11 protein-coding genes are annotated in these 18,143 nt (G+C 45.9%); 6 read left to right on the top strand and 5 right to left on the bottom strand.

Annotated features, from left to right (window positions below):
- Positions 1-555 precede the first annotated feature (555 nt).
- A complete protein-coding gene (locus tag RH949_RS03920) occupies positions 556-948 on the top strand; it encodes a hypothetical protein (RefSeq protein ID WP_446351985.1) in 393 nt (130 codons plus the stop codon).
- 215 nt (positions 949-1,163) lie between these two features.
- Here RH949_RS03920 and RH949_RS03915 read toward each other — a convergent pair whose 3' ends face one another.
- Entirely contained in the window at positions 1,164-2,057 is an 894-nt protein-coding gene (locus RH949_RS03915; RefSeq protein WP_006105813.1) for a hypothetical protein, read from the bottom strand.
- Between the two features lie 539 nt (positions 2,058-2,596).
- On the opposite strand from RH949_RS03915, the gene RH949_RS03910 reads away from it, so the two are divergent.
- Positions 2,597-4,741 (top strand): cellulase family glycosylhydrolase, encoded by a 2,145-nt coding sequence (locus tag RH949_RS03910; RefSeq protein WP_446351984.1) that lies wholly within the window; start codon positions 2,597-2,599, stop codon positions 4,739-4,741.
- A gap of 105 nt (positions 4,742-4,846) precedes the next feature.
- Here RH949_RS03910 and RH949_RS03905 read toward each other — a convergent pair whose 3' ends face one another.
- A complete protein-coding gene (locus tag RH949_RS03905) occupies positions 4,847-6,121 on the bottom strand; it encodes an FGGY-family carbohydrate kinase (RefSeq protein ID WP_446351983.1) in 1,275 nt (424 codons plus the stop codon).
- A gap of 288 nt (positions 6,122-6,409) precedes the next feature.
- Between RH949_RS03905 and RH949_RS03900 the strand changes: the two genes are divergently transcribed.
- Positions 6,410-7,393 (top strand): hypothetical protein, encoded by a 984-nt coding sequence (locus RH949_RS03900; RefSeq protein WP_446351982.1) that lies wholly within the window; start codon positions 6,410-6,412, stop codon positions 7,391-7,393.
- Positions 7,394-7,497: 104 nt separating this feature from the next.
- Here RH949_RS03900 and RH949_RS03895 read toward each other — a convergent pair whose 3' ends face one another.
- Positions 7,498-7,779, bottom strand: coding sequence for a hypothetical protein (locus tag RH949_RS03895; protein ID WP_006105790.1), 282 nt, complete (start codon positions 7,777-7,779; stop codon positions 7,498-7,500).
- Positions 7,780-8,199: 420 nt separating this feature from the next.
- Here RH949_RS03895 and RH949_RS03890 point away from each other — a divergent pair, with 420 nt between their 5' ends.
- The 3 genes from RH949_RS03890 (at position 8,200) to RH949_RS03880 (ending at position 11,588) form a co-directional block, all read left to right on the top strand.
- Positions 8,200-9,279: a hypothetical protein gene (locus tag RH949_RS03890; RefSeq protein WP_446351981.1), complete on the top strand. Its 1,080-nt coding sequence runs from the start codon at positions 8,200-8,202 to the stop codon at positions 9,277-9,279.
- Positions 9,269-10,267, top strand: a complete 999-nt coding sequence (locus tag RH949_RS03885) for a pentapeptide repeat-containing protein (protein WP_446351980.1) — start codon at positions 9,269-9,271, stop codon at positions 10,265-10,267. The genes RH949_RS03890 and RH949_RS03885 overlap by 11 nt, the downstream gene beginning before the upstream one ends.
- 685 nt (positions 10,268-10,952) lie before the next feature.
- A complete protein-coding gene (locus tag RH949_RS03880; RefSeq protein WP_006105846.1) occupies positions 10,953-11,588 on the top strand; it encodes a type I restriction enzyme HsdR N-terminal domain-containing protein in 636 nt (211 codons plus the stop codon).
- A 137-nt stretch (positions 11,589-11,725) separates the two neighbouring features.
- On the opposite strand, the gene RH949_RS03875 is transcribed toward RH949_RS03880, so the two are convergent.
- Together RH949_RS03875 and RH949_RS03870 are read right to left on the bottom strand one after the other, a co-directional pair.
- Positions 11,726-16,555, bottom strand: coding sequence for a WD40 domain-containing protein (locus RH949_RS03875; protein WP_446351979.1), 4,830 nt, complete (start codon positions 16,553-16,555; stop codon positions 11,726-11,728).
- Between the two features lie 29 nt (positions 16,556-16,584).
- Positions 16,585-17,952: an ATP-binding protein gene (locus tag RH949_RS03870; protein ID WP_446351978.1), complete on the bottom strand. Its 1,368-nt coding sequence runs from the start codon at positions 17,950-17,952 to the stop codon at positions 16,585-16,587.
- Positions 17,953-18,143: the final 191 nt, after the last annotated feature.

Below are 18,143 nucleotides of genomic sequence, written 5' to 3'. Positions count from 1 at the left end.
CACGATTACTACTGCGTCTCTAACTGGGAGCCGTTGGTTAAGACTGATATCGAGCGACAATGCCGGGTATCAGCCAAGCGTAAGCGTTAACGGTTATCGACCAAAAGTTACACCGTGGACTTATACCAAGACAGAATTACTGATGGGTAGGTTTGTCTAGGTTTTTAGAAGCGGTTAACCTTCTAGATGACTCTCGCGAAGAGGCTTGGTTCCACTGAGGTTGGGAATGTAACGAAGAAGCGCGATCGCATCGCTGTTGGTATGACATAGAGTGACTGTAAGTAGAAGGCTAAAGCCCTTACTACAAACCCAATTTTTACCATCAATTGTTTAAGGCTCTGGCAGGGAATGAATTAATATTTAATCAGAGAAAATATTAACCTAATCCATAGCTTAACGATTCAGTATCGTGGAATTTACTTATTTTTATTTTTTGAAAAATTATCCTGTCCGTAATTATACGCTATTTTGGGTAGATAGGCTCGACAATCTTTAAGAAAATTTGATTAAATAGGACAAAAATCATCCACATTCAGATAATCAATGGGCAATCTTATGCAATCACAGGCAGCTTCCTCCCCCAATAGTCACCCTTGGTATGAAAAAGAGGACGGTACTTGTACTATTTTGGAGCCAACCCTCGTTGACATTGGAGCCAATCAACCGCCTCACCTGATGTTCCCAGTCCACTGGGCTAAATCCCTGGAAATTTTGCCCAAAGCGAAACAGATAGCAGACGAACACCAAGCCATGTTAGTTTTACTGCTCCATGGAGAGGCATCAAACAGTGAAATTATGTCGCTAGTCTTACAATTAGCCGAGACTCAAGTTCTACCGTTATGGATTGGCGAGCAAAATCGCCGGAAAGTGGGTCAAATTATTTCCATGTTGTCTAACCAGCTTCAAGGAAATCCTAACCGGGCAGAGGGGAATACCAGTCCGTCTTGAACGGTTCGGCATTTAAACCTTAATGTCTTGTATGTAGTGCGAGCATCTTGCTCGCTACTAAAAATCTTGCTCGCTACTAAAAATCTTTCTCCCTACTAATCCCCAATTGAAAGGCATGACAGCTTAACCGAAAGTAGCTCACTTGCCAAGATGTTGAAGTCTTGGCGATTAACTCAAACAAGCGATAAAATCGGTGTCAAGACATTGACGAAGCCCTAAGAAATCTTTTCCACCGACCAATTCTTAATCACCCGGAGTTGGGTTGGGTGTGCTGTTCCTGAAGCATTGGGTACATCCTGCTGGGCTTGTATTGCCTTGTTGAGAAATTCCATTTGCTCTTTAATCTGTTGGAATTGACTTTGCAGTTTTTCCAAGTCTGAGGGAGTCAGTGCAGGGGTCACATTCTGCGGTTGGCTTGGGGCTTTTTTGGACGCATAAGCCATGTAGGTTTGGGCGGAAGCAAACTTGGCGGCGGCGGATTGCACGGTGGCTGGAGTAGAACTCTCATAGGGTGTCGTCGCGAGTGAAGTATTAATCACAAAGGGAGGAGACGACGGTGCAGGTGCTGGTTTGACCTCTGGCTGGGGAGTCGGTGCAGGTTCCGGTTGAGTCACTTGGGGTAGTGACAATGCAGGTTCCGGTTGACTTTGTTCAGGTGCTGGTTCTGATGCGGATTGAGCTGGCTGCTCCTCTGGAGACGCTTGGACTCCGGTTTGGAGTTCTTCATCCAAAAAAGAGGTTAAGCCAGAAGCGGTTAGTCGAGATTCTTCGGCTTTGAGAGACTCTAATAATTCGTCTCGTTCTTTCAAGTTTTGCTCCAAACTGGAGAGTTGTGCTTCCGTCTCCGCAGATTTACGGGCAGACTGACGCCAACCGGTTATGGCGATGCTAGAGGCTCCTGCTGTCAAGCCGAGTACAGCCGCTAAACCCAGGTAAGGCATAGCCACATTAGGATCTCGGAGTTCCCCATGAAATATAGGTTCGTCTTGGAGTTGAATGGTGACTGGCTGATCCCCAAAGATAGCCAGAGGTAAGGTCAAGACACCAAAGACGGCGGTCGAGATAACGGCAGGTGTAATTAAGAATCGTTGTAGTGGAGAGCCCGTCATAATTTGTAGTTCCTAGTGACAATTTCCAGTGTTCGTCGTACTGTACTGTTAATGACTATTAAACGTTGGCGAGAGAAATTCCAACTGGCAGGAGGACTTCAAGGAGGACTGTTTTAAGGTTAATCTTTGTGACGAAAAATGTCCATATATTTTTATAAAGTTACGATTAAGAATCAGAGGATAAGTCCGTATTTTTACGTAAACTTTATAAACCTAAAATCTCTTTACAATTAAAGTTCAAAGAGAGAAAATATTACTAGGACGAGGGAACATCAGATAGAGACTTCGGGTCAAACTCGACAGGGTGAGGAACAGTCTTGACCCAAACAAAACAAGCTCTCTCCGGTGCTGACAATTTTTGGCTCATTTCTTAACTCTAAGCCAGTTGGCTATACCCTAGACTTTATCTAGAATACTGAGTAGACAGGAGAGCGATCGCTTGGAGGAGTCGATTGGGATAAACGTCTGTCACAACTCCCAGGAATTGCCAAGCCCAGTTTGAAATCGTCACAGTTTCTGATTCGGATATCCACAGCACTATGTTTAACGTTTTCCAAGACCTGCTCTTACCCATTAGCCACATCCCATCCCTATTGCTACGCCGGATGAGGAAGCCCTTGACCGAAGCCCAACAGCGGGCAGAAGGTAGATGGCATAAGGGATTTATCCCGATGCCAAAGGCATCAGCTTGGGCGCGATCGCCCCTAAGCAAGGATTTGTCGCCCCCACTGCAAAACAATACCCAGGAACGAAGGCGAAAAGTCCGGGGCTTACGCCGAGGGATTTGTTTCCTGTTAGCCTTCCTTTTATCACTGGTGATGGGCGTCGATTGGGCAACAGATTTACCCGTGGCGGCGACGAACAATCCCATCATTACCGTTACCTTCCCCCTTTCCACCGAGGGAGCAAAAATCGTGGATGCGACAGGTAAACCTGTCATTCTGCGAGGCGTAAACTGGTTTGGTATTGAAACCGAAATGCACGCCCCTCACGGGTTGTGGAAACGGGATTATAAGGAGATGTTGGCGCAGATTAAAGGGTTAGGATACAACATGATCCGACTGCCTTATGCCGTAAAATCCCTGAGAGCTCCAGAAGTGACTGGGATTGATTATAGTATCGGTGCGAATGCTGAACTGGAAGGGAAATCGCCCCTACAGGTGATGGATATGATTATCCAAGAAGCCGATCGCCAAGGGTTAATGATTCTGTTGGACTCTCACCGACTCAACGACGAACGGATTCCCGAATTGTGGTACGGTGATGGCTTCACTGAAGCCGATTGGATTGACACCTGGAAAGTGTTAGCCAGACGCTACAAAAATCAATTAAACGTGATTGGGGCTGACCTGAAAAACGAACCCCATGGTCGCGCCAGTTGGGGAACTGGGGATTTGGAAACCGATTGGCGACTGGCGGCGGAACGGGCTGGGAATGCGATTCTGGAGATTAACCCGGATTGGTTAATGGTGGTTGAAGGGGTAGAAAATAACGTTCCCGGTCAACAACTGGATATTCATTGGATGGGCGCGAATCTAGAGGGTGTGGAACGCTTCCCGGTGCGATTGTCCCGTCCCAATAAAGTGGTCTATTCTCCCCATGAATATGGTCCAGGCGTCTTTGATCAACCCTGGTTTTCTGAACCAAGTTTTCCCCAAAATCTCACCCGACGCTGGGAAATCGGCTGGAATTATATTGCCAGAAAAGGAATCGCCCCCGTCTTTATCGGGGAGTTTGGTGGACGACAAGTTGATTCCCAATCCAAGGAAGGCGTTTGGCAACAGAAACTGGTTAATTTTGTGCAGAAAGAGGATTTGGGTTTTGCCTACTGGAGTTGGAATCCCAATAGTGATGATACCGGAGGACTGCTCAAAGATGACTGGCTGACGGTGCAGGAACCGAAGCAAGATTTACTGCAAGAAGTCCTAATTGCCACTCGGTTTGCTCACAAACCCGCCATGGCGTTCATTCCTGATATTAAACCTAGTCCATCCCTAGGGATGAATCCCACCCTCAAACCCCGTCCCCGTCAACCGGAATTAAAAGTCACCTCAACGATGCGATCGGATTGGCAAGATGGGTTTTGTATGAGTATCGAGGTGATCAATCCCACGGATCAGGCGGTGAGGGATTGGCAAGTGCAGTTCCAGATGAATCAGGCGACAATTAGTCAGACCTGGAATGGCAACTTTAAAGCCCAGGGTTCAGAGTATGTCGGGAAACCCTTGGACTGGGGACGTGCGATCGCGCCAGGAAAAAGCCGTGAGTTAGGATTTTGCGCCAATAAGCAGGGTTCGGATTACCAACTGCGAGAACTGTCAGCCGTGGCGGTTAGGAGTGACGCTGAGTTTCCTCCCTCCGTCAGGATTCCCACTACTCCACCGCAATTGAAAGTCATGTCTAATCTACAATCAGATTGGCAAGAGGGATTTTGCATGAGTTTAGCGGTTATTAATCCCACGGATAACAAAGTGCGCGACTGGCAAGTGCAATTTCAGATGAATCAAGCGGCGATTAATCAGAGTTGGAATGGGAATTTTCAACAGAAAGGATCACGATATATTGTCACGCCGATGGATTGGGGACGGGTGATTGAACCGGGACAAAAGCATGATTTGGGATTTTGTGCGAATAAGCAAGGTTCCGACTACCAGCCTCAGCAACTGATGGCGTCAAGTCGATAATCGGAGATCAAGCCCCTAGTGCAAGACGGCAGAAATAACGCCAGCAGCTAATATCTCCCCCTGCTCCCAGACGTGCCATGGCACGTCTCTACAACCCCTGCTTCCCTAGCTATCTTTTATGGGGTTCCTGACGAATAATGCTGTACCGTAAGCTGCTTCTATATGTCTGGGGGGTTGAATGGCAACCTGAAGCTGACGTTGGCGAATCGCTGTCCATGTCGTATTTTTAGCGCCTCCTCCCGCCGTATAGACACAGGTGAGGGGAGTCGCACCGAGTTGTTGTAATAATTGATAGCCTCGTGCTTCAATACGGGCAATGCTTTCGAGTAAACCGTGGAGAAATTCTACAGGGTTGGCAGGTTGAGGTTCTAATTTGGGAGACAGATGAGGGTCATTGATGGGAAAGCGATCGCCTCTTTTTAATAATGGATAATAGTCTAGGGGACTTTCCTGCTCAGGGTTGATTTGATGGCTAAGTTCTTCAAGTTCTCTGTCGCTGAAAAATTGTCGCAGTACAGCACCTCCAGTATTAGACGCACCGCCGGTTAACCATAAATTACCGAGTCGGTGAGAATAAATTCCGTAACCCGCATCCTCGACGCGAGTATGACTCAATAACTTCAGGACTAATGTAGAACCCAGAGAGGTTACAGCTTCACCGGGATGCTTTGCCCCACTGGCGAGAAATGCAGCAATACTATCTGTTGTACCCGTACAAACCTGGCAATCTGGGCGTAATCCTAACCGGGAAGCAATTTCTGGAGTGACGTCACCGACTGGCGTTCCCGGAGCCAGGACTTTGGGTAATCTTGGTGTGAGTGGGAGTTGTTTCATCCAACTGGGATACTCTAGGTTTTCTGGGTCATATCCCAGCTTTAAGGCATTGTGATAGTCGCTAATTCCGAGCTTACCGTGTAATAAAAAGGCTAACCAGTCGGCTTGATGGAGGAAGTAATAATTTTCCAGAGTGCCTGGTGTATGGTGAATCAACCACAAGAGTTTCGCCAGACTAGAAGTGGCACTGAGAACCACGGAATTAGCTGGAGCAATCTGCTTTAACTGTTCCATCATCGCTATCCCTCGCCCATCATTATAAAGAAGTGGCTCGGTGATTGGAGTCCCTTGGCGATCGCATAGCAGTACCGTTGCCGATGTCCCATCAATGGCGATACGAGTAATATCCTGTCGAATCGATGCCGGAATTTGTTCAATTAGCCGATACAGAGTGCTTTGCCAAATTGCCGTTAATTCAGCCAGGGGAGTCGCCGCAAACGCCCATTGCGCTTCGGATTGAACTGCACCTGTGGCGTCAATCACTATGGCTCGTGCGCCAGATGTACCGAAATCGATCCCAAGGTAAAGGATTCTAGAATTCGCCATAAGCTTAAACCAGGGCGATTGAAATCGCAGCTAGACAAACAAAGTCCGCCTGCGCGGACTGGGTTATAATACCAAATCCGCCTTTGTCACCCCCCTTTATACCTTGGCTGCTATTCCCCACATCCCACACCCCATTCTGCACCCATAAAGGGGGTAGTTAACCCGGATTTAGTATTATCGGTTTATGGCTCTCATGTTATCGGTAAAACTCGCCCCTACACTTCTATATTTTTTCTGCATATTCTGGTGAGCTAGATTGAAAGGAGAATCTGAATCTCGAATAACCTGATGAAGAAACCATTCCTCCTAAGTGCTGCCTTCTTACTGATTACTGGATGGGGAATAACGCCGCCCTCTCCCTTTGTCAATGCTCAAACACCCTTAATTGAAACCATTCCTGACTCAGCCGAAAGTGCGACTGAAGCGAAATCAACCATAGTTCTGCTTGATCCAGGCGCTCAACCTCGGCAAATTTTGCGGTTTAAACCCGCCGCCAACACCAAGCAAACCACAGTCCTGACGATGAATATGGACATGACAGGGGCGGTGGATGGTCAGGTTATGCCTGATGTCAATATGCCTGCTATGCAGATGACGATTGAGTCAGAGGTGACTCAGGTTGAGGCGAATGGAGATGCTCATATTAAAGTGACTTACACCGATGTGGATGTAGTCTCGGATACAACCGCTTCGCCGGAACTGATTCAAAACCTGCGATCGCAACTGCAACAACTCCAAGATGTAAGCATTGAGTTTGTGATTGATCAGCAGGGAATCACCAAAGATGTGGACGTATCGTTACCGGCGGATCTTGATCCCAACCTCCAACAGCTTTTACAGCAAATGTTGAGTTCCTTAGAGCAATTATCGGCAGCACCGTTTCCCAAAGCAGCAGTGGGAGTGGGAGCAACCTGGCAAGTCTCTAGCGCTGTACCTGTTTCTGGGTTGCCATTGGATCAGGTTCAAGTCTTATATGAGGTGGAAGATATTCAGGCAGATCAGGTGACGCTGAAAATGAGTATGCAACAGCAATCTCAAGAATCGAGCCAAATGAATCTTCCCGGAACGCCTCCCGGTGTGAATTTTCAGATTCAGTCTTTTGCTATGCAAAGCGCGGGAACAATGACTATTGGGTTCGATCAGATCATGCCGCTTCAGGGAATGATGTCTACACTTTCTAACATGGAGTTTCTGGTTACAGAACCGGAGAGTGAGCAAGAAAGGCTGATGCGGATGAGTTCATCTACACAAATAGAGATGGATTCTCAATAAGCGGTTTTTCGTGAGAGTCTTCCATGAAAGCGATTACCACAACTCCTAGCAAGATCCCCGACTTCTTCAAGAAGTCGGGGATATGTAGAATAAAACAGAATGGTTTAGTTTTGATAGAATTTACCCTCGATATGAGCTAACTTTTCCTCAATTTCAAAATGGTTGAGTTGTTCCCAGGCATCCGCGATCGCCAGAATTTCGCCAATTACGGAATGGGCATTTTGGGAGGGCAAAATATCAGACATTTGCCAAATGCCTTGATCGAGAACCGTATCCTCTAACGTGAGGATGTTGTGTTCAAGTTCTCTTCTAGCATCTTGGAGTAATTGACTGAGCCGTTTGGCATTGCGTTTTTTGGCTTTGAGTTGTTGACGAGTAAGTAACATAGTGATTTAGAAGGAGTCGTAATCGACTACTGATAAGGGATTAAACTGCCACTAAAATGGGGTCAGTCTTTATGATTTTCTTAGCCTGTGCCAGCCGATCAGGATAATTTATGGGGAAGCTAGAGGAACCTGTTCGAGATCTAGTCGGCTACGTCTGGAACATCCAGCAGTCTTGATATCATAGAGTTGGAAATCGGTTTAATCTAAAATATTGACAAAATAAATAATGTGTGCTAAAGCATCTAAGCAGGTACATCAGTTCAAGGCATTCTGCTCAAAAACAAAATTCGGCGGATTATTTCTCCATAAAAGCAATAATTTCACAATTCATCATTTAGATTAATGCCAGGGTTATTGAGTTTAGATAGAATTGTTAAAAATTTAGAAACCCACGACAATTCAACGCGGATAAAAAAGTTAATGGTTTATACCTGCCAGAGTCAGTGGGAAAACGAGTTGTCAATTCTGAATCAGTATGCGTTCTCTGATTTAATCCAACAACTTCGCGCCTCCCATTTCAGTCTGGATCAGCTTCGTTCAACGCTTTATAGCTTTGCGGAAACGTTGAACCGCCAAGCTGAATATTTAGTCGTGGCTGATACGATTATTCATCAATTAGAACCCCTCTATGACGAACCGGAAGAGTTAACTCAAGTCGTCGCGGTTAAATCCTCGCCTAAAGCTTCAACTCAACCCCCATGGATTGTCTTGGAAACCGCCAGTGAACTGGAAGAAGATAGTAATATCCTGCGAATCAAAAAACTGATGCTTTATGTCGGTAAAAATCACTGGGAAACCGACTCGCAGATTCTCGAACAATTAAATTTGGCGGATTTAATTCAAGATTTAAGAGAATCTTACCCTAGCATCAAGAAACTCAGTGCAGCACTCAAGCAGCAAGTGCAAACCCTCAACCGACAGGCAGACTATATTGTCGTGGCAAAAACCATTCTCAAGGTGCTGCAAAAACTCTATACTGATGATTCAGAAATTACCCGTGTTAAATCAGCAAAAGCCGCGCGATCGCAGCCGCCAGCACCGCCACCGACAAGGTTCCCCTCACAGGCAAATACAGGGAATAGGAATACGCGAAAACGGGCAGACAAAGACAACCAGGAAAAATTCCCCAATCATCAATCACCACTTGTTCAAGGTCAGGAAATTCGACAAAGTGCAACTCAGGATTCAACGTCAAACTCATGCCCGTATGACCCGTTTGATTTGCGTTTAAATGTAATGAAATATACAACCCCATTGCGGGCAAAGCTATTAATTTTTTCGGTACTTTATCATCCCATAAAAAAAACGCAACATGATTGGTTATTAATGAAAGCCAAGCCCCTAGACGATTTGTTATTTGAATTATTCTCAACTTGTCCCACGCTGGAGGAACTCGAAGCAAAGCTTTACCAGACAGCACAAGCTCTAGAAGACGCCGATGAAAACACTCAAGCCGCTGGCGCGATCGCACAATCAATAAAACGACTTTATGAACGTTAAAGAACTCCTACACCGCTATGAAGCGGGAGAAACCAAGTTTACTGGCATCAGTCTCAGCGGTGTCAATTTGTTTGGCGCAGACTTAATTGGCATTGTTCTCAATGGTGCTGATTTACATGGTGCGACGCTAATTTTTGCTTACCTAAGTCGCGCTAATTTCCGGAAAGCTAATTTAGTGGGGACGCGGTTAAGTGGCGCAAATTTAAATCAGGCGTGGCTGAGTGGGGTTAATTTAAGTAATGCCGATTTACATGGGGCAAGTTTACAAAGTGCTGACTTAAGAAGCGCAAATTTGACATTAGCTAGTTTGCTCGATGCTAACTTAATGGATGCTGATTTGCGGGGGGCTAATTTAAGTGGGGCGGATTTAACTGGGGCGTGTTTGCGCGGGGCGAATTTGCGAGAAGAAAAGCGGATGTATACCGCCAAGCTGCGGGGCGCCATCTTACAGAACGTAGATTTACAAGGGGCAGATTTGTGCGGGGCAGATTTATTGAAAGTGAACTTAAGGGGTGCTAATTTAAGGGAAACGAATTTGCGGGAAGCGGATTTGCGGGGGGCAAATTTGAGTGGCGCCAATTTGAGTTCGGCATTTTTGACGGAAGTGAATTTGATGGGGGCAAATTTGCGTGGCGCTATTCTGAAGAATGTGAAATTAGAACGGGCAATTTTAAGTGAGGCAGATTTAACTGGCGTGAATTTACAGGGGGCTGTAATGCCAGATGTCAGGTTAAGTAAAGCCCAAGTGAGTGGGGGAAATCTGAGTTTTGCGCGATTGAATCGGGCAGATTTGAGTCGGACAAATTTACGGGAAGCGAATTTGAGTGATTCGGATTTAATTGAGGCATATTTGGCAAGAACAAACCTGATGGGGGCGAATTTGAGTAATGCTAATCTGACACGGGCAGAATTGAGTACCACTAATTTAATGGGGGCAAATTTGCAGGGGGCGACAATGCCTGATGGTAGGATTCATGACACAGATTGACACAGATTGAATGGCATAGACAAAACAGTGAATAGGAAAAGGAAGAAAATTTAAGCCCTGAACTAAAGTTCGGGCTAAAAGCTTAAGTCAGCTTTAGCTGACTGGATACAGATTTTAGTCCACCACGCTTGGACTTGAGCGACTCGCTGTGAAACTAAGCTAGGTTTGGAGTTGCGCTGTCTTCGCTATACAGCTCTTTGCGCTGTAATAAAGTACAGTAGATCAAAGTCCCCCTTCAGATCCCCCTTCCGTCCCCCTATTTGATCCCCCTCCCGTCCCCCTTAAAAAGGGGGAAGCCAGTGGATGCTTCGCTTTTTTTGCACGGGGAAGCCAGCGGATGCTTCGCTTTTTGTTCCATGGGGGAAACCAGATGTTGCTTCGCTTTTTGTTCCATGGGGGAAACCAGAGGATGCTTCGCTTTTATTGCACGGGGATTTAGGGGGATCGACAAGGATTGCGCCATTATTGATATTAAGGTTGAAATGCCGAACAGCTTAATCCTCCCAACAATTCTTACATTTTTATCATCCTGTGCCAGCAAGAACTAACGCCTCTATTAAATCAGTGCGACTAACCTGACAACTCCCCACCCCTAACGTTCCTCTAAATCCGTGAAATCAGTGTTTCAGGAATGGGGAATTGCTCTATAATTTGACATTAACCCTAACCGTAAATTTGGATAGTTATGGCACAAGTCATTCAAGCCAGCGAACTAACCTTACACGATGTCAAAGAAAAGTTTAACCTTCAGCGAGTGGAGGATGAACAGTTCTTTCCAGAATGGCAGAATGATTTACCCCAAGCCACTGATGCTGAAAAGCAATGGCTTGATCGGGTTAAGGCGAATTTTCTCTATTTGGCAGAGTATCCAATGCATGAAGAGATTGTGAAAATGGTGGTACTGTCTCCATTGCTATCCCTCGCTAACTTTTATAGCTATCCGTTTCGTCCTGTTGCAGAGAAGCCAGTGGAAATTGTGTTTGAGGATGAGGCGGAAACCCTCAGGGGAAGGATTGATGTGCTGGTTTTACATCAAACGTTGTGGATTACAGTGATTGAGGCGAAGCGTAAGCAGCTTAATGTTTTAGAGGGAATTCCCCAAGCGTTGTTCTATATGATGAATCGTCCAACTATTAGGGAACCTCTATTTGGATTTATCACCAATGGCAGTGAATTTGTGTATCTCAAACTCATGCAGCAAGACTCGCCGCGATATGGTTTGTCCCGGCTTTTCTCGCTGATTAATCCCGGAAATGATTTATATACGGTGTTAGGTGTCTTGAAGCGGTTAGGGGAAGTTGTGAACAGCACTAAGCGGTAAGATGGTAAAAGTAGGCTTCAGGGTCGTGCGATCGCACCTGATTAGACTAAATCCGGGTTAGCTACCCCGGTTATAACCTAGTCCTTACCTTGCGGACGAAAGTTTATGTAGCAGCGATTTCAATCGCCTCCTCTTGCTTATTGACAATAAATGTCATCACACAGATTTCTATCACTCTCACTGACATTGGGATTAGTCTTTAAATAATCCCGCAACCAATTACAACCCTGTCTGAGTAAATCATCTAGCGCTAACTTCCAAGTCATCACCTTTACGGTTCCATCACGGCTAGCTGAGGCAATGGTCTGACCATCCGGGCTGAAACTAACACTGTAAACCCAATTGCCATGTCCTTGAAACGTTTGTAGTTCGGTACCATCTATCCGCCAGAATTTTACCGTACCATCACCACTGGCTGAAGCAACGGTTTGACCATCGGGGCTAAAGCTGACACTATTCACCCAATTGCCATGTCCCTGAAACGTGTTCATCAGTGTGCCATCTAAACGCCAGAGTTTCACAGTGCCATCCCCGTTTGCCGAAGCAATGATTTGACCATTGGGACTGAAACTAGCGCTATTCACCCAATTGCCTTGGCGTTCAAACTCTTGCACAATTGTGCCATCAGTACGCCACAGTTTCATTGTCCCGTCACGACTGGCAGAGACAAGGGTTTGACCATTCGGACTAAAGCTGACGCTATTGACGCCACCGCTATGCCCTGCAAAAATATGCATCACTGTGCCATCTAGACGCCAAACTTGGACGGTACAGTCGGTGCTAGCTGAGGCAATGGTTTGACCATCCGGGCTAAAACTAACGCTCTTAACCAAACCACTATGTTCCCTAAACGTTTGAACCACTGTGCCATCTAAACCCCAGAGTTTTACTGTACTATCATGACTCGCCGAAGCCAGCATCTGACCATCGGGACTGAAACTGACGCTACTCACCCAATCCCTGTGTCCGGCAAAGGTTTGTACCTCTGTGTCATGAAAATGTCGGAGTTTTACCGTGCCATCACCGCTAGCTGAAGCAATCCTCTGACCATCAGGACTGAAACTAACACTATTGACGCCATCGCTATGGTCGTGAAATGTGTGGACAACAGTGCTATTTGTCCGCCAAAGTTTTACTGTACCATCAGTACTGGCTGAGGCAAGGGTGCGATTATCAGGACTAAAACTAATACTCCACAACCAACTGCTATACCCCTGAAAGGTTTGCACAATCGTACCATCAAGACGCCAGAGTTTCACGGTGCCATCACTGCTGGCTGAGGTGAGTATTTGACCATCGGGACTAAAATTAACGCTATAAACCCCATCACTATGTTCCTGGAACGTTTGCACCGTCGTGCCATCTAAACGCCACACGTTAACAGTACGGTCATGACTAGCTGAGGCAATTAGTTGACCATCGGGACTGAAACTAATGCTATTAATCCCACCGTTGTGTTTTTTAAAGGTTTGAATTACGCTGCCATCTAAACGCCAAAGTTTAACGGTGCGGTCATGACTGGTTGAGGCAATCAGTTGACCATCGGGACTGAACGTGACGCTATTGACCCAATCCCGATGCCCTTTTAATGTGTGGATAAGTTTACCATTTATGCCCCATAATTTTACTGTTCCGTCACCACTGGCTGAGGCAATAATTTGACCATCGGGACTAAAGGTGACACTCCTCACCCAATCCCGATGCCCCTCAAACGTGTGCAGAATTTTACCATCAAGACGCCAAAGTTTGACGGTTCCATCCGTACTGGCTGAGGCAAGGGTTTGACCATTGGGACTAAAACTAACACTCCTCACCATACCGCGATGCCCCTCAAACGTGTGCAAAATTGTGCCATCAAGACGCCAAAGTTTGACGGTTCCATCCGTACTAGCTGAAGCAAGGGTTTGACCATCGGGACTAAAACTGACACTCCAAACCCCACCGCTATGTCCCTGGAAGCGATTACATTCTTTCATTGAGTAGATGACTTGCCAGAGTGTACACAATGTTCGCGTTTTTATCGTCGCTGGCGCATTGATATACTTTAACTTTTGACCTGCCTTAACGCTGGTGACTAATGCCCCCAGTTGATCATGACACAGAAACATGGCTTGAGCTAACGAACTTAGGGTTTCAATTTCGGCAATTTCTGTCCGCCTACGTGCCTGTTGTTCATGAGTTAATGCCTCTTCTTTCTCTTTCAACGCCTGTCTGAGTTGGGCTTCGGTTAACTGCTGCTTCTCTTTTGCCTCGGCTAATTCGGCTAACAAGCCGGGTGCTTGCTTCTGGCGAATGAAGTCAACTAAATAATCGTGAAATAACTGATAACGATTGACGGGGTAATCGGGGACTAAAAAGACTATTCCTGAACCAACTAAAATATGCAATACCAAATTCAATTGCTGGATTCCGGCTGGAAATCCCCAGGCGTCTAAATCGGCTGCCAACTCAGCAAGGGTTTTGAGGGGGCGTGTTCCATTTTCATAGGTAAGTAAATACAAAATCAGTCGGGCAAGTTGTTCATTCTTTGCCCCACAATCCACAACCACTTCTTCTAGAAAACGCTGGGCTAGGGTTTCTTTGGGATGATCCAAAAGTTGGCGATATTGATGTAACTTTGTGATGTTATAGGTTTGCAGTTGCGCCCCCACCACCTGCAACTCAATCGGACGAACGTTCCCCACATCACCGGCTAAATCCTGGACAACTTCATCGATGAGCGCTGGCTCTAAATAAAACTGCGATCGCTCGGTTAAGTCCCGAATCACAGATTTTGCCCGTTCCGGTGAAAAGTCGCCGAGGTAATAGCGAATCGTTTTATCCAGAATATTCTGATGAAACGCCTCTAAATTGGCTAGCCGTTCAAATTCTAAGAGATAGTGTAAATAATCTTCCCGTAACGCTATGATAATTTTCAGATAGGGAATACTTAAACAACATTCTAGGAACTGATAAAACTCACGGCGAGTACTTATATGACTACAATGAAAGAAAAACTCTTCAAATTGGTCAAAAATTAACACCGTCAGCAGATGGCGATCGCCATTTTTTCTCAAGGTTTCCAGAATCCCATCAAGTCTCTTAACCGATTCTCCGGCTTTCCGGGAAAAAGAACGGCTTTCATTGGATAAATCAAGGGCTTCAATTCCCCGTTCGGTTAACGCCTCCGCCAACTTAATCCCCAATTCGTTGACCCAATTAGTATAAACTCGCAGCGTCACCGGTAACGCATAGCGATCGCCAACAGGATGCTGTTTCAAATCGGGGACTAATCCTGCCGATAAGAGGGAACTTTTGCCTACCCCGGATTGACCGTGAATGACCGTCAATTTATGGCAAGGTTCACTCAGTCTTGTCCTTAACGCTTGAATATCTTGACCCCGCCCCGATGCTGTAATTCGGTCTTGGGTTCTGACTTGGGGATAAATGGAATCAATAGAGGAATTAATTACTCGTTTGATCGGTTTTAAACGTCCAGCACCGACGAAGGGGCGGAACCCATATTGCGCTTCAATCGAACGTTGCTCTAATTTGAGGGCAAAGGATTTCAGATAATCATCCCGTTCAAAATAAAGTCCGCGCAATTCTTTTAAAATATCGATATAAAGTTGGGGGTCATAGTCGGGTAGACTCTGGTTTTTAGCCGTCTCTAAGTTTTGAATCGCTTCAGCCGTCTCGTCAAGATGACGTTGGGCTTTTGCCAGTAGTAATAAATATAAACTTTGATAGTGTTGCCATGCCCAAGCCCAATGGGTGTGATTATGCTGGGAGGCTAAGTCAACAACGGATTGCTGATTATTCTTTTGTCGTGCAAATTCAGCATACCGTTTAGCCTCACGCCAAGCGCCTCTGGCTAGGGCGACTTCAGCTAAAAGGGCATCAGCATACCCGGCATACAGATGAGTGCTGTCTAAATACGTTTGATGCAGATTAACGGCCGTTTGAGCCACCTTTTCTAATTCCTGCCACTCCTGCAACCGAATTAACACTTCTCCCCAGGGATTAATAAACCGGGCGGCTAAATCCGGACGATTCCCCTGTTGAAACACACGAACACAGCGCTGAAAATAATCCTTTGCCCGATAACACGATCGCCAATAGTCAGCCCGATGCAAAACCGCATAACACCGCCACCATAACCCCAGATAAAATAACAAACAGCCTTGCTGTTCCGGATAATCTCCCTGTTGCCAAAACGCCAGACTTTGCTGATAATACTGGCGGGCTTTCTCCATGTCCTGATTAGCCTGAGCATCTCTACCCAGGAGAAAGTGCAGTTTTGCCTCAACCTCTGATGTCAAGGGTTCGCCCCGACGGTGCAAATCATTCAGCGCTGATTCTAATTCAGAACGACGACGGGAACCCACAGCGATCGTAAACACAGCATTATCCAGAAATCGACCCGCCCCTGCATTTAAAACCTCGGTGAAAATTGTATCAGCCGTTTGGTGAATTCTATCGATTAAATCTTGGGTCGCGATCGCAAACTCGACTTGGGTTGCCCAACTTTCAAAATCGGGGACTAAGCGAATTAGTTTTCGCAGCAGGTTATCAGTTACCCACAGGATTAAGGGAAAGGGCAATTTGCGAAACTCTTCCCGGATTTGGTTGGTAGCGGTTAGCAGTTGATCCAGATCGGTTAGAGAGTCTAAACCGAATACAACAAGAGCATTAGGAGATTGCTTATCAGTTGCAGGCGAGATCCCCGACTTCTTAAAGAAGTTGGGACTATGAATCGCTGAATTTGAAGAGGAAATATGTTCAATAATGGTTGAATAAAGTCGGGTAACAGAGGGCTGGAGAATTAGTGTTTGAATGTCAATAGAACATTGCTCTTGCAACTGCTGTGTGATCTGATTTTGCAAGTCGTAATAATTACAACGCGCTAGAATGAGTGAAAACTCACCTTGAGATAATTGGATGGCTCGGATCAGCGTTTTTAAGGATTGTTCGTTGTCATTTGTCATTTGTCATTCGTCTTATGTCATTCCCGCCCCTACAATTGAAAACCATGTCCTGGAGGGAAGCGATCGGCTAAGATAGGATTAATGTCAAACCAACACCCTTGCTGATCCCGATATTCAAAGACAAACAAACTCCGCAAAAGAACTTGATATCCATCCTCACCCCTGACGGTTTTGTTTTGTTCGACTTGTTCCAGTAATTCCCACTCATCGGGGGTAATTGCCAAACATAAATCATTCCGCCGCTGACAAATTACATTGTCTAAACAATCCCGACTGATAGGTGGGTCATCTTTTTGGATACAGCAAAACAATAAAACCAGCACGTTTCGCACATGACCCCCACTGACTAAACAGAGACGGTCTAGGGTTTCCGAAGAATCAAATACGTCTGTAATCAAACTCAATCGCTGTTGAGGTTCAACCCCTGGAAATGCCCTAGCTAATACCATCTGTCGCAGCAATGCCATTCCGTCCTGGCAAATAGTACCATCCCGCTGCTTCAACCGCACCATCGGCAATATTTTCGGCTCAACGCCAAAACGATTCGTTAATCGCCCTAAGGCATTGGAAAAGGCTAAAACCAGGGGAATGGTATAGACAACATGACAGTTTAATTGATTCAACTGTTCGCCTCGGTCTACAAATAAATATTCCGGTTGCAGTTGTCCTCCCGGCTTTTGTTTATTATCAATGCGGTCAAGATTATCGACAATGACGACTAATCCTTGTTTGCCCTGCTGCTTTAACTGCTGGATAGCGGGTTCAATTAATTCCTTGTTAATCGCGTCTAAAATACCATTAACTCGTGGTTCTAAATGTTGACGCAATAGAGAACGCACTTCGGGACTATTCTTCGCTTGAGCGGTAATTTCACCAATACCCAGCGCCAAGGAAAACTCACCTTCTTTTTTTGTGGTCATCCCCAACGCCCCAACCTTAGGGACTTTGACCTTTACACCCTTAACTTCCGCCTGTAAAATCTGAGTCGCACCCTGGAGTAACTGTTGAAAACGGGTAGGCTGGACATTGATGTAATTGGCTTCTAAAGAGTAACTCACCTGACGTGCGATCGCGAGTAGAATATCGCTAATATCCACATCTGCCATATCCAAGTCCTGGGAGGACTCAAAGTAGACGACATGAAAGCCTTGCTGTTCGAGTTCAGTTTTCAGGCGCAGTAATTCTGTGGATTTGCCACAGCCAATATGTCCGGTAAAGAGTTGACAGGTTGGTTCATCGGGAGATAATCGGCTAATCGTGCGTCCCAGTTCCTTGATGATATTATTTCCTCGCACGGAAGAAAAATCAATATAATACTGTCGAGCCTCAGACTGACTTAGATCGAGGGTTTTGCTAGGGTTGGATGCTCGGTAAAATTTGGCTAAATTCAGTGTCATGGTGTGCCTGACTCTCCAGCCTATTCCTAGTGTTGATTCGGTTTCTGTTAGCTTTGAGTAATTGTCTTCACTGAAGTGTAGCACTACAATTTGTCAGTTGCTGGGCAATACCAGAATCAGGCGGTAGAGATGGAGTCGGCTAGGTCTGGCGGCTGTTTTGACTATCGGGATGAAAATGGGCAAAAAAATGG

The organism is Coleofasciculus sp. A1-SPW-01 (assembly GCF_040217205.1).
In the GTDB taxonomy this organism is placed as follows: Bacteria; Cyanobacteriota; Cyanobacteriia; order Cyanobacteriales; family Coleofasciculaceae; genus Coleofasciculus; species Coleofasciculus chthonoplastes_A.
The sequence above is the reverse complement of the archived record's forward strand: the minus strand, read 5'-3'. Positions and strand labels throughout refer to the sequence as shown.